The sequence below is a fragment of the Pseudomonas sp. RGM2987 genome, assembly GCF_022952855.1.
Taxonomy (GTDB): domain Bacteria; phylum Pseudomonadota; class Gammaproteobacteria; order Pseudomonadales; family Pseudomonadaceae; genus Aquipseudomonas.
Genome location: NZ_JALJDX010000219.1, coordinates 16,207 through 41,984 on the forward strand (window position 1 = coordinate 16,207; position 25,778 = coordinate 41,984).

Below are 25,778 nucleotides of genomic sequence, written 5' to 3' on the forward strand. Positions count from 1 at the left end.
ATCAGTGCCCGGGAAGGGCCGCTTGCGGATCAAGGTGACGGGGCGGCGTGGTCGAGTTGACCCAGCTTTCCAGGGAACACAGGGCAAACACACTGGTGCTGCAATCGCCGTTCGCCAACGCCGTGCGAAGTTTTTCCACATCGGCCTGCATCACATAGCGCACCCCGTCCTTGAAGTGATGGCTGTCACCGAAGCCGCCTTCGGTCATTTCGTTCAGCGCGTCTTCCTTGCTCCAGCCCTGGACCACCACCCGGTACATGGCGGCCACCAGCCCGGTGCGGTCGGAGCCGTGCTTGCAGTGCATCAGCACCGGCCCCTTGGCTTCAGCGGCCTGGACGGCGCGCAAAGCCTTGAGTATGTCGCTGTCGTCAACGTGATTGGTGCGATAAGGCAATTGCACCCGCTCGACGCCGGGGGTGGATAGCCAGCGTGCGTCCGACTCCGGCAGAAAAGTGATGACCGTGCCGATCTTGAGTTTCGTCAGCAACGGCAGGGCCCCGCCATCCGGCAACGAACTGCGATAGAGCGTGGGCGACATCTGGTAAAGGTTGTAGTCCTTTTCCACTGGCTGGGCCCATTCAGGTGGCCGGGTCTCAGTAACATCGGCCGCCTGGGTCGGGGTTTGGGCAAATCCGACGAACAGGGCGAGGCACAGCAGTGAACGAAAACAGAGCTTGAGCATGTACGGACGACCGCAGACCAAGGAATTGGAGGTGGGCAGTTTCGGTTCGACCCGGTTAAAAACCCGTAACAAGGACGTCAAAGCGTTGTGAATTGGCGGCGATTTCATCTTGGCGCGGGGTCGGCCTGCTCAACGGCACTGGCCTGAAGGAAGGGGGAGCGATACTGTATGCGCATACAGCTATCGGAGTATTCCCATGTCAGCCTCTCTTCCGCCACGCGGCCGTGGCACCGCTGCCAATCCGCACAATCGCTTCGCCCCGAGTCGTTCGGTGGCCGAGGATGACGGCTGGTACCAGGAAGTCCCGCCGACCCAGGGCACCGAAGTGCGCATCGAGACGGCCAAGACCATCATCACCCGCAACACCTCGCCGGATATCCCGTTCGATCGCTCGATCAACCCTTATCGCGGCTGCGAGCATGGCTGCATCTATTGCTTTGCGCGGCCCAGCCATGCGTACTGGGACCTGTCGCCAGGGCTGGACTTCGAAACCAAGCTGATCGCCAAGACCAACGCTGCCGATGTGCTGGAGGAGCAGCTGTCCAAGCGCGGCTACCAGTGCGCGCCGATCGCTCTGGGCTCCAACACCGACCCTTACCAACCCATCGAACGCGAGCAGCGAATCACTCGGCGGATCCTCGAAGTGCTGCTGCGCTACCGACATCCGGTGACCATCGTGACCAAGGGCTCGCTGATCCTGCGCGACCTCGACCTGCTGGCCGAGCTGGCGCAACAGCGACTGGTGGCGGTGATGATCAGCCTCACTACCCTGGACGATGAACTCAAGCGCATTCTTGAACCGCGGGCGGCGGCGCCCAAGGCGCGCTTGCGGGCGATCAGGGTCATGCGCGAGGCCGGGATACCGGTGGGGGTGCTGTGTTCACCAATGATCCCGATGATCAACGACAGCGAGATCGAAAGCCTGCTGGCCGAAGCCCACGCCGCCGGCGCCCAGAGTGCTGCCTACATCATGTTGCGCCTGCCGTTGGAGGTGGCGCCGCTGTTCGAAGAATGGTTGCAGGCGCACTACCCGCAGCGCGCCGCCCATGTGCTTAGCCTGGTGCGCCAGAGCCGTGGCGGTGAGCTGTACGACAGCCAGTTCGGCAAGCGCATGCGCGGCGAAGGGCCGTTCGCCGACCTGCTGGCCCAGCGCTTCGCCAAGGCGATCAAGCGCCTGGGGCTGAATCGCCGCGAAGGCTACAACCTCGATTGCGAGGCCTTTTGTCCGCCGGGTCGACAGATGTCTTTGATTTGAAGACAGTTGACCTTAGATTAGAGCCCGATAGACCGGGGGCCAGGCCTGCCGCGCGTGCTGGTCACGCTTGGTAATCTACGTCCTAGAGCCTTCGATTCAGTTTGAGTTAAGTTTCGGCCGCTACCTTGTTCATCGAGTGACTGACGGGTCGAGCCTTTCGACCTGGACGTTTTTTAAACAGCCACTGGCGTCTCAAAGAGGATGAATCATGAGTGACAAGGATAAACAGCCGTTGGCTGCGTCGGCTTCAGCCCAACCCCAGGCGGAGACCGCCGATGCAGCGCTGCAGCATATTGTTGACGGCTTTTTGCATTTCCATCACGAGGTCTTCCCCCAACAGGAAGAGCTCTTCAAGAAACTCGCCACCGCCCAGGCCCCCCGGGCGATGTTCATCACCTGCGCCGACTCGCGCATCGTGCCCGAGTTGATCACCCATAGTTCCCCTGGCGACCTGTTCGTGACCCGTAACGTGGGCAACGTCGTTCCGCCCTACGGGCAAATGAACGGCGGCGTTTCCACCGCCATCGAGTACGCGGTACTGGCCCTCGGCGTGCAGCACATCATCGTCTGCGGCCATTCCGATTGCGGCGCCATGCGCGCAGTGCTCAACCCCGACACCCTGGAAAAAATGCCCACGGTCAAAGCCTGGTTGCGCCACGCCGAAGTGGCCAAGACCATGGTCCATGACAACTGCCCGTGCGGCGACGAAAAACAGACCATGCCCGTCCTCACCGAAGAGAACGTGATCGCGCAGCTGCAACACCTGCGAACGCACCCTTCGGTGGCCTCGCGCATGGCCAGCGGTCAGTTGTTCATCCACGGTTGGGTGTACAACATCGAGACCAGCGAGATCAAAGCCTTCGACGCGGACCAGGGCCGTTTCCTGCCGCTCGACGGCAGCCATCCGATCCCGGTGGCGACGCCCAAAGCGCGCTTCTAACCGCTCCTAAACATCTGTGTGGTTCAAGCCAACCTGCCTTCGGGCGGGTCGGCCTTGCCATGCCTGAAGAATCTTCGGGAGAGTCGCCATGCGTGCTGCTCAATTAAAAGCTGTCCTGCCACGGGAGCTGCTGGCTTCGGTGGTGGTGTTTCTGGTGGCGCTGCCCTTGTGCATGGGCATTGCCATCGCGTCCGGCCTGCCGCCCGCCAAGGGTTTGATCACCGGGATCGTCGGCGGTCTGATCGTCGGTTTCCTGGCCGGCTCAAAGCTGCAAGTCAGCGGTCCGGCCGCGGGCCTGGCGGTGTTGGTGTTCGAACTGGTGCGCCAGCACGGTGTGGAAATGCTCGGGCCGATCCTGCTGCTGGCCGGGCTTCTGCAACTGCTGGCCGGGCGTTTCCGCCTGGGCTGCTGGTTCCGGGTGACGGCACCGGCGGTGGTCTACGGGATGCTCGCCGGTATCGGCGTGCTGATCGTGTTGTCCCAGGTTCATGTGATGCTCGACGCGGCGCCCAAGCCGTCCGGGCTGGATAACCTGGCGGCGTTCCCGGCGGCAGTGGCCCAGGCGTTGCCGTCCTTCGGCTGGCAAGCCGGCCTGCTCGGTCTGTCGACGATCGCGGTGATGTGGCTGTGGGAAAAGTTTCGCCCCCACAGTCTGCGCTTCGTCCCCGGCGCCCTGCTCGGCGTTGGCTTGGCGACCCTTGCCAGCCTGCTGCTGGCGTTGCAGGTCAAACGCGTGGAAGTACCGGATAACCTCGCCGAAGCCATCGACTGGGTGCGCCCGGCGGACTTGCTGAACCTGGCTGATCCGATGTTGCTGGTCGCGGCCTTGACGGTGGCCTTCATCGCCAGCGCCGAAACCCTGCTGTCAGCGGCGGCCGTGGATCGCATGCACGACGGTGAACGTGCGGACTTCGACCGGGAACTGTCGGCACAAGGCATCGGCAACATGCTCTGCGGCCTGCTCGGGGCGCTGCCGATGACTGGTGTGATCGTACGCAGCTCGGCCAACGTCCAGGCCGGCGCCACCACGCGGATGTCGACGATTTTCCACGGTCTGTGGTTGCTGCTGTTCGTGCTGGTGCTGTCCAGCGTGCTGCAAAGCATTCCGGTGGCGAGCCTGGCGGGTGTGTTGGTGTACACCGGTTTCAAACTGGTGGACCTCAAGGCCTTCCGCGGCCTGGGCCGTTATGGCCGGATGCCGATGTTCACCTACGCCGCGACGGCCCTGGCGATCATCTTCACCGACCTGCTGACCGGCGTGCTGATCGGTTTCGGCCTGACCTTGGCTAAACTCGCCTGGAAAGCCTCGCGGTTGAAAATCAGCCTGATCGACCTGCCCCAGGAAGGCGAGATGGAACTGCGCCTGGTCGGCGCGGCCACCTTCCTCAAGGTCCCGGCGCTGACCCAGGTTCTGGGCACCATTCCCGAGGGCGCGACGGTGCATGTGCCGCTCAACAACCTGAGCTACATCGATCACTCGTGCCTGGAGTTGCTGGAAGAGTGGAGTCGAGCGAACGCCAGCAAGGGCTCGAAACTGCTGATCGAATCCCGCGGGCTCAAGCGTCGGTTGGAGGGAAGGTTGCGGACGAATGTGGGGGTGGGTGCGGCGTCTGCCTGACGCCCCACAGGCAACCGCTCACTTAAAGTTTGCTTGATTCATTGTGGCGAGGGAGCTTGCTCCCGCTGGACTGCGCAGCAGGCCCATTTTTATGAGTGCTTCGCACTGGAGCGCCAGCCCGGTCAAGCGGGAGCAAGCTCCCTCGCCACGGGCTCAGTGAACGCCTTAAGTGAGCAGTTTCAATGTGGGAGCGGGCTTGCTCGCGAATGCGGTGTATCAGCTAACGAATGAGTTGCCTGACACTCTGCCTTCGCGAGCAAGCCCGCTCCCACAGGGGGTTTTGTGGTGGATACGGAGGTGTGAACACCCCGCACCTCAGCCAATCACGCCACCGGCTGTTCCAGCTCCAGGCCCACGCCCAAACGGCGGGACATGCACGGCCAGCGTTTCCAGGCGGCGCCGGTTTGCGGGCTGCTGAGTTTCTCGCGGTAGGTCTCTACCGACTCCAGTGCAAAGGTTTCTTCGTTGAGCATTTCATCGAAGGCGTGGTGCACCACTTCGTCGAGTTGGTTGGCAAATTCCTCACCGATCAGTTGGTGAGCAATCAGGTTGGCGACCGTCATGTCCAAGGGGATCAAGGGCTGGCCGAAATGCTTGATGTACAGGTCGTTGACCTCCTCGACAAACCGGTGCGCCAGGTAGGCTTCGTCCAGCAGGCTGTCGAGCCCGACGTGGCCGGCCATGATCGACGGCGGCTGGAGGAAGTACTGTTCGGCAATCTTCAACACCGGTTTGATCTGCGACTCGATCCCCGCCTCCCGGGCGACGTCGTTGGCGGCGTCCAGCAGGTCAGGCACTTCATCGATGTAGGCGGCAACGAAGCGCGCCAGCACGTCATTGGCGTTGGCCTCGGGTAGCTGGATCGCACGGTGCAGGTGCGGCAACTGGGCTTCCAACTGGCGGGTCAATTGGCCGGTCTCGGCCTCATGTTGTTGGGCTTTTTGGATCTGCTCGCGCAATGCGGCGGTGTTCATGAAAACTCCAGGAAAACTCAAGGCAATGAAATAGGAAAGACATAACTTAGCTGGCTAATAAACACTCCTAAGACCTATTTTTCATAACCCACTCTTCCTTGATGCGGCACAGTTATATCGGTTTGCCATCACTGGTCACGCATCCTTCTCCATTCGCGGGCTCTGGCGCAAGCCCCAGTGTTTCAAAAACGATTTTCGCCATCGCGTTGCGAGGTTCGAGTCGCTGTCTATACTCGGTCTTGAATGGAGTTAGCTGATGACACCCGATGCATAAGCAGCAAGGCACGGCGGTGGAGTTTGCAGTCTGATGGAGCCGCTCTCCCTTGCCGCAGGCGTTACGCCTACGGGATAACAAGAACGATAAGGGGAACCCGCAATGACGCGACATCCACACGTATGGATGGGCCTCCTGTTGTGGTCGATTTTCAGTCCGGCGCACGCCGCCTGGACTGTGAATATGGCGCCTGGAGCGACACAGATCAGCCACGCAGTGTTCGACCTGCACATGACCATCTTCTGGATCTGTGTGGTCATCGGCATCATCGTCTTCGGCGCCATGTTCTGGTCGATGATGATGCACCGCCGCTCCACCGGCCAGAATGCGGCGCACTTCCACGAGAACACCCGCGTCGAAATCCTCTGGACCATCGTGCCGTTCCTGATCCTGGTGGCCATGGCGATTCCCGCCACCGCCACGCTGATCAAGATGTACGACCCCAGCGAGTCGGAGATCGATATCCAGGTCACCGGCTACCAGTGGAAGTGGCACTACAAATACCTGGGCCAGGACGTCGAGTTCTTCAGCAACCTGGCCACCCCCGCCGAACAGATCCATAACCAGAGCGCCAAGGGCGAGCATTACCTGCTGGAAGTCGACAAGCCGCTGGTGTTGCCGGTCGATGCCAAGGTGCGCTTTCTGGTGACCTCCGCCGACGTGATCCACTCCTGGTGGGTGCCGGCCTTCGCGGTCAAGCGCGACGCGATCCCCGGGTTCGTCAACGAGGCCTGGACCAAGGTCGACAAGCCCGGCATCTATCGCGGCCAGTGCGCCGAGCTGTGCGGCAAGGACCACGGCTTCATGCCGATCGTGGTCGAGGTCAAGAGCAAGCCCGACTACGAAAAATGGCTGGGCGAACGCAAGGCCGAAGCCGCGCAGCTCAAAGAGCTGACCAGCAAGGAATGGACCCTCGACGAGCTCAAGGAGCGTGGCGACAAGATCTATCACACCACTTGCGTGGCCTGTCACCAGGCCGAAGGCCAGGGCCTGCCGCCGATGTTCCCGGCGCTCAAGGGCTCGAAGATCGCCACCGGGCCCAAGGCTGATCACCTGAGCATTGTCTTCCACGGCAAACCGGGCACCGCCATGGCCGCGTTCGGCAAGCAGCTGTCGGAAGTCGATATCGCGGCGGTCGTGACCTATGAACGCAACGCCTGGGGCAACAACAAGGGCGACATGGTCACGCCAAAAGAAGTGCTGGAACTCAAACAGGCGGAAAGCAAATGAGCCGGCCTGACGTTTGTTCCCGCAACCGGTCGGGGCTCAACACCCCGCGCCGCCCAGCCCATTCGTTCGAAGGAGACAGGACATGAGTGCTGTGATCGATGACCACGGTCATGCCGGCGCCGACCACGCCCACGGCCCCGCCAAAGGCCTGATGCGCTGGGTACTGACCACCAACCACAAGGACATCGGCACGCTGTACCTGTGGTTCGCGTTTTCCATGTTCCTCTTGGGCGGCTCGTTCGCCATGGTGATCCGCGCCGAGCTGTTCCAACCCGGCCTGCAGATCGTGGAGCCGGCGTTCTTCAACCAGATGACCACCATGCATGGCCTGGTGATGGTCTTCGGCGCGGTGATGCCGGCCTTCGTCGGCCTCGCCAACTGGATGGTCCCGCTGATGATCGGCGCGCCGGACATGGCCCTGCCGCGCATGAACAACTTCAGCTTCTGGCTGTTGCCGGCGGCGTTCCTGCTGCTGGTCTCCACGCTGTTCACACCCGGCGGCGGGCCGAACTTCGGTTGGACTTTCTACGCGCCGCTGTCCACCACCTACGCGCCGGAAAGCGTGACGTTCTTCATCTTCGCCATCCACCTGATGGGCATCAGCTCGATCATGGGCGCGATCAACGTGATCGCCACCATCCTCAACCTGCGCGCCCCCGGCATGACTTTGATGAAAATGCCGCTGTTCGTCTGGACCTGGCTGATCACCGCGTTCCTGCTGATCGCGGTGATGCCGGTGCTCGCCGGTTGCGTGACGATGATGCTGATGGACATCCACTTCGGCACCAGCTTCTTCAGTGCGGCCGGCGGCGGTGACCCGGTATTGTTCCAGCACGTGTTCTGGTTCTTCGGCCACCCCGAGGTGTACATCATGATCCTGCCGGCCTTCGGCGCCGTCAGCTCGATCATCCCGGCGTTCTCGCGCAAGCCGTTGTTCGGTTACACCTCGATGGTCTACGCCACGGCGGCCATTGCCTTCCTGTCGTTCATCGTCTGGGCACACCACATGTTCGTGGTGGGCATTCCGTTGGTGGGCGAGCTGTTCTTCATGTACGCGACCCTGCTGATCGCCGTGCCCACCGGGGTCAAGGTGTTCAACTGGGCCAGCACCATGTGGCAAGGCTCGCTGACCTTCGAGACGCCGATGCTGTTTGCCGTGGCGTTCGTGATCCTGTTCTCCATCGGCGGTTTCTCCGGATTGATGCTCGCCATCGCCCCGGCGGACTTCCAGTACCAGGACACCTACTTCGTGGTCGCGCACTTCCACTACGTTCTGGTGCCCGGCGCGATCTTCGGGATCTTCGCCTCGGCGTACTACTGGATGCCGAAATGGACCGGCCACATGTATGACGAAACCCTCGGCAAGCTGCACTTCTGGCTGTCGTTCATCGGGATGAACATGGCGTTCTTCCCGATGCACTTCGTCGGTCTTGCGGGCATGCCCCGGCGGATTCCCGACTACAACCTGCAGTTCGCCGACTTCAACATGGTCTCGTCCATCGGCGCGTTCATGTTCGGCACCACGCAGATCTTCTTCCTGTTCATCGTGATCAAGACCATCCGCGGCGGCCCGCCAGCGCCGGCCAAGCCGTGGGATGGGGCGGAAGGGCTGGAGTGGAGCGTGCCGTCGCCGGCGCCGTATCACACGTTCACTACGCCGCCGGAAGTGAAATGAGATGACACATAGGCCTCCTGTGGGAGCGGGCTTGCTCGCGAAATGGCCGGCGCGGTCTGACAGGGGTACCGCGTTATCGTTCTTCGCGAGCAAGCCCGCTCCCACAGGGTTCTCGGTGAGGATTGGAAATCATGGCTGATTCAATCTCGATGAAAAAACTGGTCACCCGCCTGCTGATCGTGGTGGTGGCGATGTTTGTCTTCGGGTTTGCCCTGGTGCCGATCTACGACGTGATGTGCAAGGCCTTCGGCATCAATGGCAAGACCGCCGGGCAGTACGAAGGCGAGCAGGTCACCGATACGTCGCGGCAGGTTCGCGTGCAGTTCGTATCGACCAATTCTGTAGACATGCCCTGGGACTTCTACCCCAAGGGTGACCAACTGGTGGTCCAACCGGGGGCGGTGAACGAGATGGTCTTCGTCGCCCACAACCCCACCGACCGGCCGATGAGCGCCCAGGCCGTGCCAAGCATCGCGCCGAGCACCGCGGCGGCGTATTTCCACAAGACCGAATGCTTTTGTTTTACCCAGCAAGTGCTGCAACCCGGCGAACGCATCGAAATGCCCATGCGCTTCATCGTCGACCGGGACATGCCCAAGGAAGTGAAGCACCTGACGCTGTCCTACACGCTGTTCGATATCACCGCTCGTCATCCACCGGTGGCTCTAAACACTGAACGATAGCGTGCCCGATAAGGAGAACAATAAATGGCAACTCATGAGCACTATTACGTTCCGGCCCAGAGCAAATGGCCGATCATCGCCACGGTCGGGATGTTCGTCACGGTGTATGGGCTGGCGACCTGGTTCAACGACCTGAAGGCGGCGCGCCCGGAATCCCACGGCCCGCTGGTCTTTTTCGTCGGTGGCCTGTTGCTGGCCTACATGCTGTTCGGCTGGTTCGGCGCGGTAATCAAGGAAAGCCGCGCCGGGCTCTACAGCCCGCAGCTCGACCGCTCGTTCCGCTGGGGCATGAGCTGGTTCATCTTTTCCGAGGTGATGTTCTTCATCGCCTTCTTCGGCGCGCTGTTCTACGTGCGCCACGTCTCGGGCCCAGCCCTGGGCGGCGAAGGCACCAAGGGCCTGGCGCACATGCTCTGGCCGAACTTCCAGTTCACCTGGCCGTTGCTCAACAACCCCGACTCGAAACTGTTCCCGCCGCCCAAGGAAGTCATCAGCCCGTGGGGCCTGCCGCTGCTCAACACCGCGTTGCTGGTCAGCTCCAGCGTCACCGTGACCATCGCCCACCACGCCTTGAAAAAGGGCCATCGCGGCGCACTGAAACTCTGGCTGGCGATCACCGTACTGCTGGGTTGCGCGTTCCTGGCGTTCCAGGCCGAGGAATACATCCACGCCTATAAAGAGCTGGGCCTGACTTTGGGTTCGGGGATCTACGGCGCGACGTTCTTCATGCTCACCGGTTTCCACGGCGCCCACGTGACCATCGGCACAATCATTCTGTTCGTGATGCTGATGCGCATCCTGCGCGGGCACTTCGACAACGAGCATCAGTTCGGCTTCGAGGCCGCGAGCTGGTACTGGCACTTCGTCGATGTGGTGTGGATCGGCTTGTTCATCTTCGTCTACGTGCTCTGAGGCAACCGCTACCAGGGCGCGTGGGATACCAACTGGCCGCTGAAGAAACCCCAGGCAATCAAGCCGACGGTGACAGCGGCCAGACTGACCCGAATCGCCAGGGCAATCATCAGGCGATTGGAATCGCTGTCGTCCTTGACCAGAAAAAACAGGCCGCTGAACAGGCTTACAACGGTCGCAATCAGCATCAGGACGATGGCTGCCTTTAGCATCAGGAACACTCCGGGGGGACGCGATGCACCTGAGTATAGCCAGCTCGCTCAACGGTTTTCGGGCGGCGCCATGAACGGCTTCCGGCCGGGCCTCGTGCCGTCATTGGTGGTGGCCGTGCTGGTGCCGGTGATGGTGTGCCTGGGGTTCTGGCAACTGGGCCGGGGCGAACAGAAACGCCTGCTCATGGAGAGCTACGCCGAGCGCCGCGTGGCACCGGCGCTGGACAGCACCGAGCTGCAACACACCGCCGACCCGGCGTTTCGCCCGGTGCAACTCAACGGCCAGTTCGACGCCGAGCACAGCATTCTGTTGGACAACCGCCAGCACGACGGCAAGGTCGGCGTCGAACTGCTCCAACCGTTCCTCGACCACGCCAGTGGCCTGTGGCTGCTGGTCAATCGCGGCTGGCTGCCGTGGCCTGATCGCCGCACCCCGCCGGCCTTCGACACCCCCGAACGTCCCGTGAGCCTGCTGGCCTGGGTCTACGTCGCGCCGGGCGCCACCTTCCAGCTGCACGCCGACCCCGCCAGAGCGCCGTGGCCGCGCCTGGTCACGGCCATCGAGCCAGACAAGCTCTGGGCCGAGCTGGGCCGCAGCGGTTTTACCTATGAACTGCGCCAGCAAAGCGGCCCCGGCGCCTACCGCACCGATTGGCCGGTGGTGAGCATGGGCCCGGAAAAGCACCTCGGTTATGCCGTGCAGTGGTTCGCCATGGCGGCGGCGCTGTGCGGCCTTTTTCTTTATCTCGGATGGCATAACGCAGGGAGACACCATGGGAAGCGCCATGAATCCAACCAACACGTCTGAGGCACCCTCAGCCCACAGCCGCCGCAAGGGACGCCTGCAATTGTTGCTGATCGTGTTCGGGGTCGTCGGCCCGATGATCCTCGCCACCGGCATGTACAAATTCCAGTTCTGGGTGCCCGCCAGCCGCAGCTACCACGGCGAACTGATCGGCACCGGCCAGACCCGCGCCGAGATCGGTGTGCAGGCCGACGAACAGCGCTGGCAGATCCTCGTCACCTCGCCGAAGGAATGCGCGGTGGACTGCCGGCAACTGGTCTATCTCGCCCGCCAAGTGCAGATCGGCCTGGGCCGCGACGCCTCCCGCGCCAGCCACGCCCTGGCCATCGCCCAGCCGCTGGACGCCGAGTACGACGCCCAGTTGCAACGCGAATACCCGCAACTGCAACGCTACCCGCTGGACCTGCCCGCCTATGAAAAAGGCGCCCAGGGCTCCGGCGGCGCGCAGCTGTGGATCATCGACCCCCATAGCAATCTGGTGCTGCGCTACGACGCCCGGGTCAAAGGCAAGGACCTGCTCAACGACCTGCGCCACCTGTTGAAACTGTCGAACATCGGATGAGGGCATCGACATGGCCAAACCTGGATTTCGCCTCGCGCTGTTCGCCACGCTGCTGGCACTGATCGTCGTATTGCTGGGCGCCTACACCCGGCTGACCCACGCCGGCCTCGGCTGCCCGGACTGGCCCGGTTGCTACGGTTTTATCAGCGTGCCCAAGAGCGAAGCCCAACTGGCCCATGCCGAGCTGCATTTTCCCGACGCCCCGGTGGAAGCCCACAAGGGCTGGAACGAGATGGTCCATCGTTACTTTGCCGGGACCCTGGGCTTGATGATCGTAGCGTTGGCGGCACGTTCCTGGATGAACCGCCACCGCCCGGGCCAGCCGTTGAAGTTGCCGCTGTTCCTGCTGGCGGTGGTGTTCGCCCAAGCCGCGTTTGGCATGTGGACCGTGACCCTCAAGCTCTGGCCGCAGGTGGTCACCGGGCATTTGCTCGGCGGCTTCGCAACCTTGAGTCTGCTGTTTTTACTGACCTTGAGACTGTCCGGCGTACTGCCGGCGCTGACCGTGCCCAAGCGCCTGCAACACTGGGCCACCGCCGGCCTGTTGCTGGTGATCGGCCAGATCGCCCTCGGTGGCTGGGTCAGCTCCAACTATGCCGCCGTCGCCTGCATCGATTTCCCCACCTGCCACGGCCAATGGCTCCCGCCCGCGGATTTTGCCAACGGCTTCCACCTGACCCAACACATCGGCCCGAACTACTTGGGCGGCCAGCTCGACAGCGATGCGCGCACCGCCATCCACCTGACCCACCGCATCGGCGCCTTGTTGGTGACCCTGGTACTGCTGGGCCTGGCCTGGCAATTGAAAACCGTGGGCATGACTCGCCTCGCCGGCCTGGTGCTAGCCGCCCTGGCCGCACAAATCACCCTGGGCATCAGCAACGTGCTGTTCCACCTGCCGCTGCCGGTGGCCGTCGCCCACAACGCCGGGGGCGCCGCGCTGCTGCTGACCCTGGTGCTGGTCAACTATCACGCCCGTACCAGCCTGGTCCGGGTCAAGCATCAGGTCCCGCTGCGCTGGCGGTTCAACCCGCATAAACACAGCGTCAGCCCCATCACAATAAAAGGAGAGATGCCATGGCAACCCTGACCGGTGAACGCCACAGCCAAGCGATCTGGCGCGATTACCTGGAGCTGACCAAACCCAAGGTCGTGGTGCTGATGCTGATCACCTCGCTGGTCGGCATGTTCCTCGCCACCCGTGCCGGCGTGCCGTGGACGGTGCTGGTGTTCGGCAACCTCGGTATCGCCCTGTGCGCCGGCGGCGCGGCGGCGGTCAACCACGTGGTGGACCGGCGCATCGACGCAGTGATGGCCCGCACCCATAAACGCCCCCTGGCCGAAGGCCGCGTCTCCCCCGCCGCCGCCTTGACCTTCGCCCTGGCATTGGCCGTGGCCGGGCAAGCGCTGCTGCTGGCCTTCACCAACCCGCTGACCGCCTGGCTGACCCTGGCCTCGTTGCTCGGTTACGCGGTGGTCTACACCGGTTTCCTCAAACGGGCCACGCCGCAAAACATCGTCATCGGCGGCCTCGCCGGCGCCGCGCCGCCGCTGCTGGGTTGGGTCGCCGCCACCGGCCACGTCAGCGCCGAACCGCTGTTGCTGGTGCTGATCATCTTCGCCTGGACCCCGCCGCACTTCTGGGCCCTGGCGATCCACCGCAAAGAGGAATACGCCAAGGCCGACATCCCGATGCTGCCGGTGACCCATGGCGAGCACTACACCAAGGTGCATATCCTGCTCTATACGCTGGTGCTGCTGGCGGTGAGCCTGATGCCATTCGTGATCCAGATGAGCGGCATGCTCTACCTGATTTGCGCCCTGGTACTCGGCGCCCGGTTCCTGCAATGGGCCGTGGTGTTGTACCGTGGCACCCGGCCGCACGCCGCGATCAACACCTTCAAGTACTCTATCTACTACTTGTTCCTGCTGTTCATCGCCCTGCTTGTCGATCACTACCTACTGTTGAGCCTATGACCCGAACCCAGAAAACCGTCTTCATCCTCGTGGCCGTGATCGCGCTGATCCTCGGCCTGACCATCAACAAGGTGCTGTCGGGCAAAGGCCAGGGCGACCCGACGGCCCTGATCGACGCCGGCATCATCCTGCTGCCGCAAAGCCGCCACCTGCCGGACGTGAGAATGACCGACCAGGACGGCCAGCCCGTGGCCATGGACGCGTTGAAAGACAAATGGAGCCTGCTGTTCTTCGGCTACACCTTCTGCCCGGACATCTGCCCCACCACCCTCGCCCAACTGCGCCAGATCAAAAGCGAACTGCCGCCCGAAGCTGTGGATAAGCTGCAAATCGTCCTGGTCAGCGTCGACCCGAACCGCGACACCCCCAAACAACTCAAGCAATACCTGGGCTACTTCGACCCCCAATTCAAAGGCCTGACCCCGACCTCGATCGAAGACCTGCAAAAACTCGCCAACGCCGTGAGCATCCCCTTCATTCCGGCCGACACCAGCAAACCCAACTACACCGTCGACCACAGCGGCAACCTTGCCGTCATCGGCCCCGACGGCACCCAACGCGGCTTCATCCGCGCCCCGCTGAACAACCAGAAACTGGTCGCGCAACTGCCGGAAATGCTTAAACGCAAATAGCCCCATACCCGCAAGCCTACTCCCACCACCATCCCCTGTGGGAGCGGGCTTGCCCGCGAAAGCGCCAGAACAGTCTACATCGCAACTAAATCTGCCCACCCCACCCACACCCACCACAAATCCCCTGTGGGGCAAGCTGCGTCTAATGCCATCCCTTCAGCCTTACCTAGCTCTGTGGCGAGGGGATTTATCCCCGCTGGGCTGCAAAGCAGCCCCATCCCCAACCAATCCTCGGTGCCGAAAGCCTTTCTCGAATTCGACGAAGCAGGAAGCATGAAACCATCGTCCTACTACGACCGCGTGGTCGATATGATGGAGGAGCTGATGAAGTTCACGCTGCTAATGCGAGGCCGCGAGCACTACCTGGTGGTCCGCTATTCCGAGCGCAAAGAAAGCGCCGAAGCACTCTCCAAGCGCGTGAACCAACGGTCTATCTAAGCGATTCGCTTTGCCATGTAACTCGCGTTGGCGGGACACAGACTGCGGAACTCAAGCGAGTCCTGGACGACGGAGGGTGCCTCGGCCCTGCTACATTGCTCAAAGCCGTGGTATTCGAAGAATGGCGCGGCGGTGGTGGTCAGCAGGTGCAGCGTCCTCACCCCACGACTCACCAGCAGTGCTTCCAATAATGCCAACGCCTGTGACCCGATACCCTCGCCCCGACTTGAGGGAGAGACGATAAACGAACGCAACAGGCGATCAGCGGTGGAGCCTTCAACCCCCACGTAGCCCACCCACTGTTCGCCTATCTGAAACTGGAAAAATTCACGCCCTGGCTCGTCCAGGTCGGCATGAGGCAAGCCTTCGGCCCGGAGCGACGCCTTGAGCGAGGCCAAGTCATCCAGTGCAGACATTTTGAGAACGTGTGATACGGGCATGACGAACCACCTTGAGGGCCATGAATGAACGCCAACAGCACCATCAGAATAGCGCGGCCCTCGGATGCAGCGGCCATCCAGGGGATCTACGCGCCGTTCGTTGAGCGTACCGCGATTTCCTTTGAACTGGCGCCCCCCAGCATCGAGGAAATGACTCAACGAATCACCTCGACGCTGCCGATGTATCCCTACCTTGTGGCAGAGCAAGACGGGCAAGTGGTCGGATACGCTTACGCCAGCCAACACCGCGCCCGCGAGGCCTATCGCTGGTCCGTCGACGTGACCGTGTATGTTTCGCCCCAAACACACCGCCAAGGAATTGGAAGGGCGCTATACGATCGGCTGTTCCCGATTCTCCAACGTCAAGGTTTCCATGCAGCGTATGCCGGCATCGCGCTACCCAATGCGGGAAGCGTGGGCCTGCATGAATCCTTGGGCTTTACACACATCGGCACCTATCCCGAAGTCGGGTTCAAACACGGCAAATGGCATGACGTCGGATACTGGCGCAAGCCCTTGGCAAACTCATCGCCACCCGTTCCGATTGTTGCTTTCGATGCCTTGATGGGACAGCTCGTTTTCTAAACGTGAAAGCCCGCATTAATCGCAGCAGCGCCACTGCAAATACGCTCCCCCAGCACCTCCACACCCCCCTGTGGGAGCGGGCTTGCTCGCGATGAAAACGACACGGTCCCAAAGAAAAAAACCAGCCACCTTGATTACTAAAATCCCCCTCCTACAGCCCCCACCTACACCCGTCCAACAAGCTACGAATCCTTGCGCCTTTGCCTACAACTACGCCAGAATCCGCCCGCTTGTGCGCCTTGTCCCTGGGTTCTATTGTCGTTCCTGCCACTGCCCATCAGTGGTCGGGTTTAGTAGCCCGAGTTCACATCACGGTTGTACAAGTCTCATCAGACAGGCATTAGCCTATTCTCGATGGTGGCTGTGCGCATGGCGTCTTCGGGCGCGCCGGGTTTGGTGTGATCACCGGTCTACTAACTTGCGCACAGCCGCCTCCATTCCGTTTAGTAGCGCAATGGTGCGGCCCATTAGAGGATCACACCAATGTTCAAAGTAACTCCGAACCCACCAGAATCAGGGTCCGCCACACAATCCGCAAAATCCAAAGCCAAGCAGCACGACGAAACCACCAAACGCGTGCTCGATCACTACTTGCAGCCCAAGTCGGATAAATCCAAAGACGAACCGAAACCGGGGCAGATCTTCACTGTTGTGAAAGGTCTCGATAACGAGTGCCTGCTCGCCAACCTCACTGAAACGCTGGCTTCAGCCGATGCCATGGTGGCTGACCTGGCGTTCGACCTGAAAGGCTCGCGACGCCATTTGGCAATGGGGATTCAGCAGTTGATTGAGCTGAGTTCGCTGTTGGCGAATCAGGTGTTGGATAATGTGGAGCCGAGGCCGTAAGTAAACGGTTTCCAACGGAAAAACCCGACGCGTTGCGCCGGGTTTTGGTGCGTTCATATATAGATGTGGACGGGCTATCTCTAAATAAGAATTCCTTCAACGATACCCGTTCTTCACCTCCCCGCACCGTCCTCTCAGCGAAAGACTGCAAACGGCCAGAAGCCGTCGTTCCGAGTAGGGACATGACCCGCCTTCTTACTAGCGGCAAAACACTTCATAAGGTGTACTGCGCGCACCATGCGACAGACCCACATTCTGTGGTGCACAGCCCCCTTACACGATAGCGTTTTCTCTTGAGTTTAATGCCGGCCTTCGATTAGATACGAGGCGTAAACGTTGTAACGTGAATAGCACCATCAATCACGAGGGAATAGCACTAAATGGCAAGGATAGAACCCGTTTTCGGCAGCATCAGCAGCGAAATCGAAAACCCATACCAACTGGGTGATGCCCAACTGATTGACGACGAGGTTGTCACGTTTTCAAAACCCAGGATTCTTGATTTTTCCGGGCGTATTTCTCTGGCGCGCTTCTGGCTGATTCGTGTGCCCTTGGTGCTGGTTCTTCCGTGCATTTTGCTGGCGTTCTTTATGGTGGGGTTGCGCCATCAACTGGGGGTTTTGCTGATAGTCGGTGTCACCGTTGTCGTTCCTGCCATCCTGCTCGACGTGTCTCTACTGATACGCAGGGCACGAGATATAGGCTGGAGTCCGATGATATGGGCAATTCTCCACGTGTTCCCTGTTATCGGCTTTGTGATAACGCTTCCGCTCACCATGCTTCCGGGGCGTAAAGCGATTAATAAATACGGCCCGCCCAATCCACCTCTCTCGACGTTGGTAAAGCTACTTACCGCGCTGTTGGTGGTGCTGATGCTTGTAACTACAACCGTGCTAATTGCGTATTTTCCCCAATACCACCCACAGGCAATCTACGAGTGGTTCGCTAATGCATTGGTTCAGGCATATCGTTAGCGTACGCGAAGTCCATGCTTCGCCTCATTGCGCGGCGCCAAGTGCTCAGGTGTCTTTGTAGAGAGCGCTGCGCGCACCACGCGATAGCCCAGCGTACGCCGCGGTGATGTCCATTGGGGAAAGAGAACAGATTTATTTCTCTGCTCTAAACGTCCGCTCTTGGCCGATAGCCGACGTCTGTTAAAAAACAATCTGTTAGCTTGGGAGCAACAGTTTAGAAAGACGCTGTGGGATACGAACCGAATTGATCGGATCAGCCAATTGAGGGACAAGACCGGCACGCGCCGCTACCTCACCACTAAGCTGAGCCCCCTGAATCCTGATTATCTCGGTGCATCAGGATGATCGTATTGGTTGTTTTGGGGCTGCTTCGCACCCCAGCGGGGATAAATCCCCTCGCCACAGAGTTTTGTGTGTTGGCTGCCTGGCATTTGGAGCTGTGGGCCTTTTATGAGTGCTTCGCACTCAAGCGGGAGCAAGCTCCCTCGCCACGGGCGTTCGAGCTGCTGTCGGGGGCTCAGGCGGCTTTTTGTCCGAGGTCTCATCACCCGCTGCGTGCCGGTTTATCTCGACCGGCACGCGATTCCATCTTCCTGACCTTGGTTCGGCTGCTTAACCCAAAGACTCCCTAACCGGCGTAGTCCCCCGCCCAATCAAGCGCCCCAGCGCCCCACTCTCATCAAACAGCGCCCCTTTCGCCGCCGCCGCATCAGAATCCGCCAGCAACGCCGCCAACCCCGCCGGCAACCCGACACTGATCAACACCGCCTCAAACTCAGCCTGCGGCAGGTTCTGATAAACCACTGGCTTACCGGTTTTCTGGCTGATCAACGCAGCCAGTTCAGTCAAGGTATAGCTGCTATCCCCCGCCAGTTCATAGACTTTATCCGCCTGCCCTTCAGTGGTCAGCACCACCGCTGCGGCTTGGGCGTAGTCGGCACGGGGCGCGGAGCTGATGCGGCCCTCGCCGGCGCTGCCGAGCAGGACGCCATGTTCCACGGCGCTCGGTACGTTCGCCAGGTAGTTTTCGCTGTACCAGCCGTTGCGCAGCAATACGTGGGGCACGCCCGAGGCTTTCAAGGCGGCTTCGGTATCGCGGTGTTCAGCGGCCAAGCCCAAGGTGGAAGTGTCGGCGTGCAGGACGCTGGTATAGGCCAGGAGCGTGACACCTGCGGCCTTGGCGGCATCGATCACGGCGCGGTGTTGGGCGGCGCGGTTGCCCAGTTCATTGGAGGAGATCAACAGCAGTTTATCGACGCCTTTGAGCGCGGCGGTCAATGTGGCCGGTTGGTTGTAGTCGGCGGTGCGTACCACCACGCCCTGTGCGGCCAGGTCCTGGACTTTGCCGGGGTCTCGGACCAGGGCGACGATTTGCTCGGCTGGCACGCGTTCAAGCAGGGACTGGATAACGAGACGGCCCAGTTGGCCGGAGGCTCCGGTGATGGCGATCATGACAAATACCTTGATGGGAAAAGGAGGAGAAGTCATCCTAGGGCCCTAAGTAACTTTTTGTAAGTACGTACATAAAGGTAAGTACCGTGGACACCACCACCGAAATTTCCGAACCGTTTAGCGCCGCTGTCCGACGCGGCGACGTCCAGAGCGCCGACTGTCCTTCTCGGGAGGTGCTCAAGCACATGACCAGCCGCTGGGGCGTGCTGGTGCTGGTCATGCTGCTGGGCGGGATGCACCGCTTCAGCGAGCTGCGCCGCAAGATCGGCGGGGTCAGTGAGAAGATGCTGTCGCAGACGTTGCAGGAGCTGGAAGCGGATGGCTTGGTCAACCGCAAATCGCTGCCGGTGGTGCCACCGCATGTGGAGTACCGCTTGACGCCGTTGGGGCGGGAGGCGGCGGAGCATCTTGAGGTGATGGTGAATTGGATTGAGGAGAAGATTCCGCAGATTATGGCGGTGCGGCGGGGTAGGTTGGGGTGAGGTGGAGGGTGATTGGGAGAAAGTGGACGAATTTATGTAATCTGTCCCTGCGTTCTGTACCGGGTTCGATTTCTCGGCCCACAAACTTGGACGGCGCAGTCCGGCAATCGCTAGAACTGCTACCTATCCGCTGAGATGGATTTCATGCATTTATACGTCGTACGGCATGGTGAAACGTGGGCTAATGCCGAACAGCGATACCTTGGATCGCTTGATCCACAGCTTACTGCGCTGAGTTGCCAACAAGCTCAAACGCTTTGCCAGCAATTGCCCCCAAGCCTCGATGTACTTGTCGTTTCGCCGCGCCTTAGAGCAGTACAAACAGCGAATATTTTGAACGAAAGCCTGAAGCTATCGCCTGAAATAATTGACTGTTTCAGAGAGAGGGATGTCGGTGTTTTCGAGGGGTTGACCCAGGCAGATGCCAAGGAGCGCTATCCGCAACTGTGGTCGCAGAACATCACTCGACTTTGGGATGCTGGGCCAACCGATGGTGAGTCGATCTCTGACGTTGTGAAACGAGTGCGAGACGGTTTGGCTGAGCTGGAATCGAAGTACCGTTCCAAAACTGTTTTGCTTGTAGCGCACGGCTTCGTTGCGAAAGTAGTAAGAGCACTGGCCAAAGGGGACTTTTCAGACTTCTACGAATGGCAGCTCTCAAACGGTAGCATGTTGTTTTTGCAAAGCTTCGAGATGCCCGCACGAGATCTTGAAACTTTGAGACTCTCTCTACCTATAGCGTGATTTTACTGATCGTTGCAGTCCGCCGATCCGCCTGCCCCGCAGACCAAAAAATCAGTCAGATCCTCAGCAGCTTTTTCCGCCAATAAGCCGACAACGACTGTAATGCCTGCATCTCGCAGCATTCTTATTCCCGCTCCCGAATTTCTCGGATCGGGATCAAGTAGCGCTACAAAAACTCTCTCAACACCGCTATTTATCAGTGCCAAAGCGCATGACGGAGTTCGGCCATGAAAAGAGCACGGCTCAAGCGTGACAAAAGCAGTCACCCCGGAGCAGTCATTTTTTAATTGGCTTAGCGCCATCGCTTCCGCGTGATGGAGCCCAGGCGCCTGGGTATAACCCTGGCTGATCACCACGTTGTCCTTAACCAGCACGCAACCTACTGGCGGGTTTGGAAGGCACTCAGGTAAGGCTAAGCGCCCTTGGGCAAGAGCAAGCTGCATAAAGTCGGTATTGGAGGGTGGTTTAGCCATATTCGCTGTAGCACTCATGTTCATACGCTCATGCGTCAAGCATGCTGCTTATCCGCAGGCCAAATGCCTGTCGATCAACCTCGCAACCTCATCAGCATGAGTAAAGCCCAGGCTGTGATCGGCGCCAGGAAGAACATGCAACTGCGCATGGGGTGGCCGTCAAGCAAAAGGGTTGCGGTTGAACGCAGGTAGGTGAACCGCGCCCTCATCTTTGCTCAGGGAACTTATCCATAGAATGATGTCAAGATGATAGCTTTTGTGCCGCTAATTAACTTGGATCAATAAACGCCAGGGCCATCCTAGCAATCAACGGAGAGGAAGATGAAGGTCATCATTGCAGTGTTAATGATGTTAAGTGGATACGCTTATGCTGGTTGCGGCAGCATCAGCGACAGCGATCAACGCAATTATTGCTATGCCAAGACGAAGGGGGAAAGCTGTGGCTCTATCAGCGACAGTGACCTGCGTAATACCTGCTATGCGGAAACCAAGGGCGAGAGCTGCGGTAGCATCAGCGACAGCGACCAACGCCAATATTGCTATGCCAAGACGAAGGGGGAAAGCTGTGGCTCTATCAGCGACAGTGACCTGCGTAATACTTGCTATGCGGAAACCAAGGGCGAGAGCTGCGGTAGCATCAGCGACAGCGACCAACGTCAATATTGCTATGCCAAGACGAAGGGGGAAAGTTGTGGCTCCATCAGCAATAGCGACTTGCGCAACGAGTGTGATGCCATGAAACGCTGATTGACGAGCTCGCCGAACGCACTGGAGTGAGCGGTAAAAGAGCGTCTTCGCGTGATCGTATCGACAGGCAGCCCTATTACCGCTCGTTGCGACTGATCGCCTTGTGTCGATTGTGGAAAAAACGGGAACAGCGGAGAGGCCGTAAGACCACATCGGAACGAGAGCCGTTGATGGTGACGGGCCTTTCACGGCTACGAGCTGACACTTGCTCAAGGCACGAGTGATACCCTGCTTCGATCACTCTTCAAGGCCGTCATATGAACATACCGCCTCGCTTCATCATTTATGAATCAACGCACTGGGTTGTGAACCACCGCATGGACAGTGCGTTGCCTGGCTATCTGATGCTCAGTGCAAGGGAGATGACAAACTCGTTGGCCGCGCTTCCGGCGCAAGCGCTGGTAGAGTTAGGAACGCTTCAGGCAAGAATCCAGCAGGCCATCGAAACGCACCTGCATCCACAACGCCTGTACATCAGCCGTTTTGGTCATGATGCGGGATACTCCATCCATTTCCACTTCATCCCGATTTACCCTTGGATCGAGACTCTGTTCTGGCAAGACGACAGGTACAGGTCGCTCCAGGCGTTTGGCTCGCTCGATACCGTGCGTAAAACTGACGGTGCGGAGCTGACCCTGTTTGTATGGCGAGAGTTTTGCGAGCGTCCTGATCCTCCGGTGGTACAAGGCCCCTCCATCGACCAAACCATCAACGTACTGCGCAGGGAGTTGCGTGATCAAAGTCTTGCTGAGCAACGACAATAAGGTGCGACTGCTATGGGTCGGTAGCGCTCACCCCCTGGTATAGATCAGCAAGGCGATGAAACCCGCGAAAGGAGCGAAAGTGATAGGCCGCTCACGGTCAAAAGCGGACAAGAATTGTCGCAGCGCTAATCCGAAGTCTCACCCTCAGTTGAGAACTACCGTGATAGTTGCGCGACGTTCTGTGTGACTTCCGCAACCATTTTTTCAGTACTGTCTGTCCCATCAATTTGCAAGACCGGTGCCGTTTGCCTTGACAGCCACTGCTCGTGCCACGCCCGATTACGCCCTGAAAAATCCGGATTGTCGTACTGCGAAGCCCATTCCCTGAACGCCACATGTATTTCATACATGTCACCTCCGACGGCTATACGATCACCAAAGCGTGCATTTTCACGCGCGGCCAGCCGTTCGAGGCGAACGGGTGTTGGCGTCACAACGAACACGATCAGATCGACTTGAGCCAGTAGTGCATCGCCCCAGACCATACAGGAACCGGTCAGCACCCAATCGTCATCACCAGACTTTTGCTGGATCATCGACACGCGCTTACTGGGTGGGCGTTTGGTCGTAAAAGGAGGGTTCGTGGGCATCCAGAAATAATCATCGACATCGACATGTCGTACATCGAGCTGCGCTGCGAGATGTTGACCCAAGGTGGTCACACCCGCACACGAGGCTCCGGTAATGTAAATCCGCAATTTTTTCCTCCATGAATACAAGTCGGTTCGAGGCCGGTAAGGTAGCTCAAACTCGTCTGAGCCTTACTTGTTTTTCCGGGCTTTAAATGACCGCTTCTGGTCGGTAGCGGTCCGTTGAGATTCAGCGCCCCTCTATAGCAGTCATCCCCTCAGCCACTGGCATAGAACAGCAAGGCGATTAAACATATGAAAGGTGAGAACATCACCAAGCCACCGACAAGGACTGCCCAACCCCAAGCAAAACCGCTCTCTCCCTTGAAACGGCCGCCGCTCAGCAGGCGAAGCACGAAAACGCCAATCCGGTGGGCCAACAGATTGAGCAAAACATCAGCGATGAGATCCATTTTGACCCTGACGTCTTCTTGGATGTTTTAGCTCTAATGTTCGTATGCTCGTTGCCATATTAGATCCCTCCTATTCCGATAAACCAAGGAAATACAGCCCCACCTTTATGCCCCTCATATTCCGATTTCCTTTCAAGCTGCCTTCGACAGTAAAACAAGCTGATGATGGCTGGGATAATTAATAAGTTGGCCAACCATTGAAACGCATCTGTTGATCCTAGGGTGATCCCCGCAAGCAGATTAATTAGAACCATGCCAATTATTAAAAGATCGTACTTAATATGTCGGCGCTTGATTGAAGCAAAGCTCTCCCAATCATAGATCAACCAATCATGGGAAAATTCGTCGCATCTGGGACACTTATGGGTCGGCGGAAGGCTGTCGACGATATAACCACAGCCAGGGCATCGAAATTTCATGGCGCTATTCCTACCACTCTCTCATTAGATGCCATGTCATGTCGCGTTTCTTGTCGCGACAACCGATCAACCTATCGGGGGGAAACGCGGCTGGGCGACGATGAGCTCGACTACAGAAAAAGGTTAGCAGGACCCACGTCACCAAGGCGCCAGCTCCAGTTTCTCCGGCACCGCACGTATGGCGCCGTCCCCATGGCTTCGTGCAATCGGATTTCCATCTTCGTCGAAGGCTTGCACGGCCAGTTCCGCTGTCGCCGGGCTCACTTCGATCCGGCAAAAATTGTCATCCTGTGTAAAGCCCCACGCCTTGTAGTGCAGGGTGCCCAGAGTAGCGCTGATCTCGAAGCCATCCTCGGTATTCACCGCCCGTGAATCGTGGACGTAGCTCGATGGGGCGCCATCCGCAAAGGAAAACGGCCAGTAAAACGCAGAGGAAACGATGGAGTAGGCTTTGAGCTGCGCGGCGGGCGCAGAGAATTCCAGTTGCGCCACGCTGGAACAATGGATGTCGCCCGAGAGGAAGATCACGTTCTGCACTTGCTCTTCCACGATCGTTTTCAGAACCCGTCGGCGTGTAGTGGGAAAACACGGCCATGAGTCATCCTTCTCCTTGTGCTGATCGCTGAGCAAGGTGTCCACGCCGTTTGGCAGGAAGACGCTGGAAGATACAACGAACTTCGGCACGTTTCCGCGTGTTTGCTGCATATGTGTCAGCCACGCGCAGACTCGATCCAGCTGGCTCGGCTCGTTAGGATCCAGGGCTGGCCGGCCCATCAGGTGATTGTCAGCCAGCCCCGGCAGGTCGGAGTGAAAACGTTGGGTACGCGTGTCGAGGACAAAGAACGGGTAGCCAGCGCAAACAAAGTCGTAGTACAGGTTTAACGTGGCCATGCGCTTGAGAGAACTTGCCGCCCCGTAGGCAGGATCATGTACGTAGCTGTCGGTAAAACGCGGTCCGTGACTCCACTGGTAGCTCATGTAGGCGCCAATGGCCAGGTTGAAGAGCATCCTTTTGGCGCTGCTCTGGTGCAGGCGATCCTGCGACCAGTTGTCCTCGATTTCGTGGTCGTCCAGAATCATGTAGGTGGGCACGCGACTCAAAAGCTTGCGCATGTTCCGCGACCCGAATGCACTGTGATAGCGCTCCTGAAATTCCTCGTAGGTGTCCGCGAGACCGATGGGAACCATGCGGTTAAACATGTCTGCGTAAATCTGGTCTCCGACCATGAGCGCCATGTTTACCGGCCTCGCCTCGTGCTGCTCGAGCATGGGGCGAAAGATGCGGTCAGCCTCCTTGCGTTTCCATAACAGCCCCGGATAACGGCACGAGCCGAGCAGAAAACTGAGTGAGGCCGCGGCTTGTCCTGGCGCCGGCTGCGTGCTGAAGGAGGCCTCTGCGAACGCCTCGCCCAAGCCGTTTTCGAGATTCAACTTGTCCGCCCATACAGACGCGGGCGGGAGCTTGGATGCAATCTCCTCGCTGGACACGTTGCTGTCATTCGGATACGCATCATCCAGATTCAGCGACGCCATGCGGACGGTGTACGTGGTGGCGGGCTGGAGCTTGTAAGGCTGCAGTTTCTTTTCCTCTGCCGCATCCTTCCATAGGGACTTGTCTACGCCGAGATTCAACGTGCCGGTACGGTCGTATTCGCGGGGTAGGCGGAAATAGAAAATATCGCCCGGCTTCACCTTGCCGTTTTTTCCGACGACGCCTAGTACACCAATGGAACGGACCTCTTCATCGAGGTCTTTCTTATCGAGGCAATCCGAGGCAGCCATCCAGAGTCGGCACGAACCATCGCTGGTGTGTCCCACGATGGGGCCAAGTGCGGGCGCGCGAAGAGTGCTCATTTGGCAGTCATCCTTATCAGCCAGGCGTGCGCAAAGTGTAGTGGTCTAATTTTTCCGGGTGCCTCGATAAGTGGAAAATGTATCTAT

The 25,778-nt window shown here is 59.4% G+C and carries 28 protein-coding genes and 2 pseudogenes; 20 read left to right on the forward strand and 10 right to left on the reverse strand.

Features of this window, described 5'->3' with window-relative positions:
• Window position 1 precedes the first annotated feature (1 nt).
• On the reverse strand, window positions 2-682 hold the full coding sequence (locus RGM2987_RS23770) for a tyrosine-protein phosphatase (protein ID WP_245145241.1): 681 nt from the start codon (window positions 680-682) through the stop codon (window positions 2-4).
• Between the two features lie 196 nt (window positions 683-878).
• Here RGM2987_RS23770 and RGM2987_RS23775 point away from each other — a divergent pair, with 196 nt between their 5' ends.
• From RGM2987_RS23775 to RGM2987_RS23785, 3 genes are all read left to right on the forward strand, one after another.
• Window positions 879-1,937 (forward strand): PA0069 family radical SAM protein, encoded by a 1,059-nt coding sequence (locus tag RGM2987_RS23775; RefSeq protein ID WP_245145242.1) that lies wholly within the window; start codon window positions 879-881, stop codon window positions 1,935-1,937.
• A 208-nt stretch (window positions 1,938-2,145) separates the two neighbouring features.
• Window positions 2,146-2,877, forward strand: a complete 732-nt coding sequence (locus tag RGM2987_RS23780) for a carbonic anhydrase (protein WP_245145243.1) — start codon at window positions 2,146-2,148, stop codon at window positions 2,875-2,877.
• 88 nt (window positions 2,878-2,965) lie between these two features.
• Window positions 2,966-4,495, forward strand: coding sequence for a SulP family inorganic anion transporter (locus tag RGM2987_RS23785; protein ID WP_245145244.1), 1,530 nt, complete (start codon window positions 2,966-2,968; stop codon window positions 4,493-4,495).
• Between the two features lie 185 nt (window positions 4,496-4,680).
• Here the strand turns inward: RGM2987_RS23785 and RGM2987_RS27610 are convergent.
• Window positions 4,681-4,809: pseudogene (locus tag RGM2987_RS27610) on the reverse strand (metal ABC transporter ATP-binding protein); the annotation flags it as partial.
• Between the two features lie 9 nt (window positions 4,810-4,818).
• Window positions 4,819-5,469 carry a hypothetical protein gene (locus RGM2987_RS23795; RefSeq protein WP_245145246.1) on the reverse strand — a complete coding sequence of 217 codons (651 nt, stop codon included), beginning with the start codon at window positions 5,467-5,469 and terminating at the stop codon, window positions 4,819-4,821.
• Window positions 5,470-5,845: 376 nt separating this feature from the next.
• Between RGM2987_RS23795 and coxB the strand changes: the two genes are divergently transcribed.
• The 4 genes from coxB (at window position 5,846) to RGM2987_RS23815 (ending at window position 10,243) form a co-directional block, all read left to right on the forward strand.
• Complete coding sequence (gene coxB, locus RGM2987_RS23800) at window positions 5,846-6,973, forward strand: cytochrome c oxidase subunit II (protein WP_245145248.1); 1,128 nt, start codon at window positions 5,846-5,848, stop codon at window positions 6,971-6,973.
• A gap of 82 nt (window positions 6,974-7,055) precedes the next feature.
• Window positions 7,056-8,648 (forward strand): cytochrome c oxidase subunit I, encoded by a 1,593-nt coding sequence (gene ctaD, locus RGM2987_RS23805; protein ID WP_245145250.1) that lies wholly within the window; start codon window positions 7,056-7,058, stop codon window positions 8,646-8,648.
• Between the two features lie 131 nt (window positions 8,649-8,779).
• Window positions 8,780-9,331 carry a cytochrome c oxidase assembly protein gene (locus RGM2987_RS23810; protein WP_245145252.1) on the forward strand — a complete coding sequence of 184 codons (552 nt, stop codon included), beginning with the start codon at window positions 8,780-8,782 and terminating at the stop codon, window positions 9,329-9,331.
• 24 nt (window positions 9,332-9,355) lie between these two features.
• The gene (locus RGM2987_RS23815) at window positions 9,356-10,243 is read left to right on the forward strand and encodes a cytochrome c oxidase subunit 3 (RefSeq protein WP_245145254.1); all 888 of its coding nucleotides are present in this window, start codon (window positions 9,356-9,358) and stop codon (window positions 10,241-10,243) included.
• Window positions 10,244-10,251: 8 nt separating this feature from the next.
• Here the strand turns inward: RGM2987_RS23815 and RGM2987_RS23820 are convergent, their stop codons facing one another.
• Window positions 10,252-10,455: a twin transmembrane helix small protein gene (locus tag RGM2987_RS23820; protein ID WP_245145257.1), complete on the reverse strand. Its 204-nt coding sequence runs from the start codon at window positions 10,453-10,455 to the stop codon at window positions 10,252-10,254.
• Between the two features lie 70 nt (window positions 10,456-10,525).
• Between RGM2987_RS23820 and RGM2987_RS23825 the strand changes: the two genes are divergently transcribed.
• The 6 genes and pseudogenes from RGM2987_RS23825 to RGM2987_RS23850 form a co-directional block, all read left to right on the forward strand.
• On the forward strand, window positions 10,526-11,263 hold the full coding sequence (locus RGM2987_RS23825; RefSeq protein WP_245145259.1) for an SURF1 family protein: 738 nt from the start codon (window positions 10,526-10,528) through the stop codon (window positions 11,261-11,263).
• Complete coding sequence (locus RGM2987_RS23830; protein ID WP_245145261.1) at window positions 11,229-11,822, forward strand: hypothetical protein; 594 nt, start codon at window positions 11,229-11,231, stop codon at window positions 11,820-11,822. Before RGM2987_RS23825 ends, RGM2987_RS23830 begins: the two co-directional genes overlap by 35 nt.
• A gap of 10 nt (window positions 11,823-11,832) precedes the next feature.
• On the forward strand, window positions 11,833-12,912 hold the full coding sequence (locus RGM2987_RS23835; RefSeq protein ID WP_245145263.1) for a COX15/CtaA family protein: 1,080 nt from the start codon (window positions 11,833-11,835) through the stop codon (window positions 12,910-12,912).
• Entirely contained in the window at window positions 12,900-13,799 is a 900-nt protein-coding gene (cyoE, locus tag RGM2987_RS23840) for a heme o synthase (protein ID WP_245145266.1), read from the forward strand. The genes RGM2987_RS23835 and cyoE overlap by 13 nt, the downstream gene beginning before the upstream one ends.
• Window positions 13,796-14,431, forward strand: coding sequence for an SCO family protein (locus tag RGM2987_RS23845; RefSeq protein ID WP_245145267.1), 636 nt, complete (start codon window positions 13,796-13,798; stop codon window positions 14,429-14,431). The genes cyoE and RGM2987_RS23845 overlap by 4 nt, the downstream gene beginning before the upstream one ends.
• Window positions 14,432-14,647: 216 nt before the next feature.
• Window positions 14,648-14,869: pseudogene (locus RGM2987_RS23850) on the forward strand (arsenical resistance protein ArsH); the annotation flags it as partial.
• Here the strand turns inward: RGM2987_RS23850 and arsN2 are convergent.
• The gene (arsN2, locus tag RGM2987_RS23855; RefSeq protein WP_245145270.1) at window positions 14,866-15,309 is read right to left on the reverse strand and encodes an arsenic resistance N-acetyltransferase ArsN2; all 444 of its coding nucleotides are present in this window, start codon (window positions 15,307-15,309) and stop codon (window positions 14,866-14,868) included. The pseudogene RGM2987_RS23850 and the gene arsN2 sit on opposite strands and share 4 nt — an antisense overlap.
• 24 nt (window positions 15,310-15,333) lie before the next feature.
• On the opposite strand from arsN2, the gene RGM2987_RS23860 reads away from it, so the two are divergent.
• From RGM2987_RS23860 to RGM2987_RS23870, 3 genes are all read left to right on the forward strand, one after another.
• Window positions 15,334-15,894 carry an arsinothricin resistance N-acetyltransferase ArsN1 family B gene (locus RGM2987_RS23860; RefSeq protein ID WP_245145272.1) on the forward strand — a complete coding sequence of 187 codons (561 nt, stop codon included), beginning with the start codon at window positions 15,334-15,336 and terminating at the stop codon, window positions 15,892-15,894.
• Window positions 15,895-16,377: 483 nt separating this feature from the next.
• A complete protein-coding gene (locus RGM2987_RS23865) occupies window positions 16,378-16,740 on the forward strand; it encodes a DUF6124 family protein (protein WP_245145274.1) in 363 nt (120 codons plus the stop codon).
• Window positions 16,741-17,120: 380 nt separating this feature from the next.
• Window positions 17,121-17,714 (forward strand): DUF805 domain-containing protein, encoded by a 594-nt coding sequence (locus RGM2987_RS23870; RefSeq protein WP_245145277.1) that lies wholly within the window; start codon window positions 17,121-17,123, stop codon window positions 17,712-17,714.
• 612 nt (window positions 17,715-18,326) lie between these two features.
• On the opposite strand, the gene RGM2987_RS23875 is transcribed toward RGM2987_RS23870, so the two are convergent.
• On the reverse strand, window positions 18,327-19,166 hold the full coding sequence (locus RGM2987_RS23875; protein ID WP_245145279.1) for an SDR family oxidoreductase: 840 nt from the start codon (window positions 19,164-19,166) through the stop codon (window positions 18,327-18,329).
• Between the two features lie 86 nt (window positions 19,167-19,252).
• On the opposite strand from RGM2987_RS23875, the gene RGM2987_RS23880 reads away from it, so the two are divergent.
• Together RGM2987_RS23880 and RGM2987_RS23885 are read left to right on the forward strand one after the other, a co-directional pair.
• Complete coding sequence (locus RGM2987_RS23880; RefSeq protein WP_245145280.1) at window positions 19,253-19,648, forward strand: helix-turn-helix domain-containing protein; 396 nt, start codon at window positions 19,253-19,255, stop codon at window positions 19,646-19,648.
• A gap of 144 nt (window positions 19,649-19,792) precedes the next feature.
• Window positions 19,793-20,392 carry a histidine phosphatase family protein gene (locus tag RGM2987_RS23885; protein ID WP_245145283.1) on the forward strand — a complete coding sequence of 200 codons (600 nt, stop codon included), beginning with the start codon at window positions 19,793-19,795 and terminating at the stop codon, window positions 20,390-20,392.
• A 2-nt stretch (window positions 20,393-20,394) separates the two neighbouring features.
• Here RGM2987_RS23885 and RGM2987_RS23890 read toward each other — a convergent pair whose 3' ends face one another.
• Window positions 20,395-20,883: a bifunctional diaminohydroxyphosphoribosylaminopyrimidine deaminase/5-amino-6-(5-phosphoribosylamino)uracil reductase RibD gene (locus RGM2987_RS23890; RefSeq protein WP_245145286.1), complete on the reverse strand. Its 489-nt coding sequence runs from the start codon at window positions 20,881-20,883 to the stop codon at window positions 20,395-20,397.
• A 303-nt stretch (window positions 20,884-21,186) separates the two neighbouring features.
• Here RGM2987_RS23890 and RGM2987_RS23895 point away from each other — a divergent pair, with 303 nt between their 5' ends.
• Window positions 21,187-21,612: a hypothetical protein gene (locus tag RGM2987_RS23895; protein WP_245145288.1), complete on the forward strand. Its 426-nt coding sequence runs from the start codon at window positions 21,187-21,189 to the stop codon at window positions 21,610-21,612.
• A gap of 257 nt (window positions 21,613-21,869) precedes the next feature.
• Window positions 21,870-22,376, forward strand: coding sequence for an HIT family protein (locus RGM2987_RS23900; protein ID WP_245145290.1), 507 nt, complete (start codon window positions 21,870-21,872; stop codon window positions 22,374-22,376).
• Window positions 22,377-22,531: 155 nt separating this feature from the next.
• On the opposite strand, the gene RGM2987_RS23905 is transcribed toward RGM2987_RS23900, so the two are convergent.
• The 3 genes from RGM2987_RS23905 to RGM2987_RS23915 all read right to left on the reverse strand — a co-directional run bounded on the left by RGM2987_RS23905 (window position 22,532) and on the right by RGM2987_RS23915 (window position 25,691).
• The gene (locus tag RGM2987_RS23905; protein ID WP_245145293.1) at window positions 22,532-23,074 is read right to left on the reverse strand and encodes an adenylate kinase; all 543 of its coding nucleotides are present in this window, start codon (window positions 23,072-23,074) and stop codon (window positions 22,532-22,534) included.
• Between the two features lie 149 nt (window positions 23,075-23,223).
• Window positions 23,224-23,418 carry a hypothetical protein gene (locus RGM2987_RS23910; RefSeq protein WP_245145296.1) on the reverse strand — a complete coding sequence of 65 codons (195 nt, stop codon included), beginning with the start codon at window positions 23,416-23,418 and terminating at the stop codon, window positions 23,224-23,226.
• A 557-nt stretch (window positions 23,419-23,975) separates the two neighbouring features.
• A complete protein-coding gene (locus tag RGM2987_RS23915; protein ID WP_245145299.1) occupies window positions 23,976-25,691 on the reverse strand; it encodes an alkaline phosphatase D family protein in 1,716 nt (571 codons plus the stop codon).
• Window positions 25,692-25,778: the final 87 nt, after the last annotated feature.

Coding starts and splice junctions, on each gene's coding strand:
- RGM2987_RS23770 (WP_245145241.1), bottom strand. CDS start 682: ATGCTCAAGCTCTGTTTTCGTTCACTGCTGTGCCTCGCCCTGTTCGTC.
- RGM2987_RS23775 (WP_245145242.1), top strand. CDS start 879: ATGTCAGCCTCTCTTCCGCCACGCGGCCGTGGCACCGCTGCCAATCCG.
- RGM2987_RS23780 (WP_245145243.1), top strand. CDS start 2,146: ATGAGTGACAAGGATAAACAGCCGTTGGCTGCGTCGGCTTCAGCCCAA.
- RGM2987_RS23785 (WP_245145244.1), top strand. CDS start 2,966: ATGCGTGCTGCTCAATTAAAAGCTGTCCTGCCACGGGAGCTGCTGGCT.
- RGM2987_RS23795 (WP_245145246.1), bottom strand. CDS start 5,469: ATGAACACCGCCGCATTGCGCGAGCAGATCCAAAAAGCCCAACAACAT.
- coxB (WP_245145248.1), top strand. CDS start 5,846: ATGACGCGACATCCACACGTATGGATGGGCCTCCTGTTGTGGTCGATT.
- ctaD (WP_245145250.1), top strand. CDS start 7,056: ATGAGTGCTGTGATCGATGACCACGGTCATGCCGGCGCCGACCACGCC.
- RGM2987_RS23810 (WP_245145252.1), top strand. CDS start 8,780: ATGGCTGATTCAATCTCGATGAAAAAACTGGTCACCCGCCTGCTGATC.
- RGM2987_RS23815 (WP_245145254.1), top strand. CDS start 9,356: ATGGCAACTCATGAGCACTATTACGTTCCGGCCCAGAGCAAATGGCCG.
- RGM2987_RS23820 (WP_245145257.1), bottom strand. CDS start 10,455: ATGCTAAAGGCAGCCATCGTCCTGATGCTGATTGCGACCGTTGTAAGC.
- RGM2987_RS23825 (WP_245145259.1), top strand. CDS start 10,526: ATGAACGGCTTCCGGCCGGGCCTCGTGCCGTCATTGGTGGTGGCCGTG.
- RGM2987_RS23830 (WP_245145261.1), top strand. CDS start 11,229: ATGGGAAGCGCCATGAATCCAACCAACACGTCTGAGGCACCCTCAGCC.
- RGM2987_RS23835 (WP_245145263.1), top strand. CDS start 11,833: ATGGCCAAACCTGGATTTCGCCTCGCGCTGTTCGCCACGCTGCTGGCA.
- cyoE (WP_245145266.1), top strand. CDS start 12,900: ATGGCAACCCTGACCGGTGAACGCCACAGCCAAGCGATCTGGCGCGAT.
- RGM2987_RS23845 (WP_245145267.1), top strand. CDS start 13,796: ATGACCCGAACCCAGAAAACCGTCTTCATCCTCGTGGCCGTGATCGCG.
- arsN2 (WP_245145270.1), bottom strand. CDS start 15,309: ATGCCCGTATCACACGTTCTCAAAATGTCTGCACTGGATGACTTGGCC.
- RGM2987_RS23860 (WP_245145272.1), top strand. CDS start 15,334: ATGAACGCCAACAGCACCATCAGAATAGCGCGGCCCTCGGATGCAGCG.
- RGM2987_RS23865 (WP_245145274.1), top strand. CDS start 16,378: ATGTTCAAAGTAACTCCGAACCCACCAGAATCAGGGTCCGCCACACAA.
- RGM2987_RS23870 (WP_245145277.1), top strand. CDS start 17,121: ATGGCAAGGATAGAACCCGTTTTCGGCAGCATCAGCAGCGAAATCGAA.
- RGM2987_RS23875 (WP_245145279.1), bottom strand. CDS start 19,166: ATGATCGCCATCACCGGAGCCTCCGGCCAACTGGGCCGTCTCGTTATC.
- RGM2987_RS23885 (WP_245145283.1), top strand. CDS start 19,793: ATGCATTTATACGTCGTACGGCATGGTGAAACGTGGGCTAATGCCGAA.
- RGM2987_RS23890 (WP_245145286.1), bottom strand. CDS start 20,883: ATGAGTGCTACAGCGAATATGGCTAAACCACCCTCCAATACCGACTTT.
- RGM2987_RS23895 (WP_245145288.1), top strand. CDS start 21,187: ATGAAGGTCATCATTGCAGTGTTAATGATGTTAAGTGGATACGCTTAT.
- RGM2987_RS23900 (WP_245145290.1), top strand. CDS start 21,870: ATGAACATACCGCCTCGCTTCATCATTTATGAATCAACGCACTGGGTT.
- RGM2987_RS23910 (WP_245145296.1), bottom strand. CDS start 23,418: ATGGATCTCATCGCTGATGTTTTGCTCAATCTGTTGGCCCACCGGATT.
- RGM2987_RS23915 (WP_245145299.1), bottom strand. CDS start 25,691: ATGAGCACTCTTCGCGCGCCCGCACTTGGCCCCATCGTGGGACACACC.